This window comes from Streptomyces sp. NPDC048352, from assembly GCF_040651895.1.
Classification (GTDB): domain Bacteria; phylum Actinomycetota; class Actinomycetes; order Streptomycetales; family Streptomycetaceae; genus Streptomyces.
Window position 1 is genome coordinate 2072 of record NZ_JBEZKZ010000154.1, and the last position, 1598, is coordinate 3669.

Genomic DNA, 1598 nt, shown 5'->3' on the forward strand with positions numbered 1-1598 from the left:
AACGGTCGTGACTGCGTGCCTTTTGAAGAATGAGCCTGCGAGTTAGCGGTGTGTAGCGAGGTTAACCCGTGTGGGGAAGCCGTAGCGAAAGCGAGTCCGAATAGGGCGATTGAGTTGCACGCTCTAGACCCGAAGCGGAGTGATCTAGCCATGGGCAGGTTGAAGCGGAGGTAAGACTTCGTGGAGGACCGAACCCACCAGGGTTGAAAACCTGGGGGATGACCTGTGGTTAGGGGTGAAAGGCCAATCAAACTCCGTGATAGCTGGTTCTCCCCGAAATGCATTTAGGTGCAGCGTCGTGTGTTTCTTGCCGGAGGTAGAGCACTGGATAGGCGATGGGCCCTACCGGGTTACTGACCTTAGCCAAACTCCGAATGCCGGTAAGTGAGAGCACGGCAGTGAGACTGTGGGGGATAAGCTCCATGGTCGAGAGGGAAACAGCCCAGAGCATCGACTAAGGCCCCTAAGCGTACGCTAAGTGGGAAAGGATGTGGAGTCGCAGAGACAACCAGGAGGTTGGCTTAGAAGCAGCCACCCTTGAAAGAGTGCGTAATAGCTCACTGGTCAAGTGATTCCGCGCCGACAATGTAGCGGGGCTCAAGCGTACCGCCGAAGTCGTGTCATTGCAGCAATAGGGCCAACGCCCGCTGTGATGGGTAGGGGAGCGTCGTGTGCCGGGTGAAGCAGCAGCGGAAGCTAGTTGTGGACGGTTCACGAGTGAGAATGCAGGCATGAGTAGCGATACACACGTGAGAAACGTGTGCGCCGATTGACTAAGGGTTCCTGGGTCAAGCTGATCTGCCCAGGGTAAGTCGGGACCTAAGGCGAGGCCGACAGGCGTAGTCGATGGACAACCGGTTGATATTCCGGTACCCGCTTTGAAACGCCCAATATCGAATCCTCTGATGCTAAGCCCGTGAAGCCGTTCCGGACCCTTCGGGGAAAGGAAAGTGGTGGAGCCGGCGATCCAAGGTGGTAGTAGGTAAGCGATGGGGTGACGCAGGAAGGTAGTCCAGCCCGGGCGGTGGTTGTCCCGGGGTAAGGGTGTAGGCCGAGGGGTAGGCAAATCCGTCCCTCATATAAGGCTGAGACCTGATGCCGAGCCGATTGTGGTGAAGTGGATGATCCTATGCTGTCGAGAAAAGCCTCTAGCGAGTTTCATGGCGGCCCGTACCCTAAACCGACTCAGGTGGTCAGGTAGAGAATACCGAGGCGTTCGGGTGAACTATGGTTAAGGAACTCGGCAAAATGCCCCCGTAACTTCGGGAGAAGGGGGGCCATCACTGGTGAAGGAACTTGCTTCCTGAGCTGGGGGTGGCCGCAGAGACCAGCGAGAAGCGACTGTTTACTAAAAACACAGGTCCGTGCGAAGCCGTAAGGCGATGTATACGGACTGACGCCTGCCCGGTGCTGGAACGTTAAGGGGACCGGTTAGTGACCTTTCGGGGTTGCGAAGCTGAGAACTTAAGCGCCAGTAAACGGCGGTGGTAACTATAACCATCCTAAGGTAGCGAAATTCCTTGTCGGGTAAGTTCCGACCTGCACGAATGGCGTAACGACTTCTCGACTGTCTCAACCATAGGCCCGGTGAAATTGCA

General features: G+C 56.3%; 1 other annotated feature (cut by a window edge).

Annotated features, from left to right (window positions below):
• Positions 1 to 1596 (top strand) — a sequence feature (23S ribosomal RNA rRNA prediction is too short); it begins 127 nt to the left of the window's first position.
• Positions 1597 to 1598 lie beyond the last annotated feature (2 nt).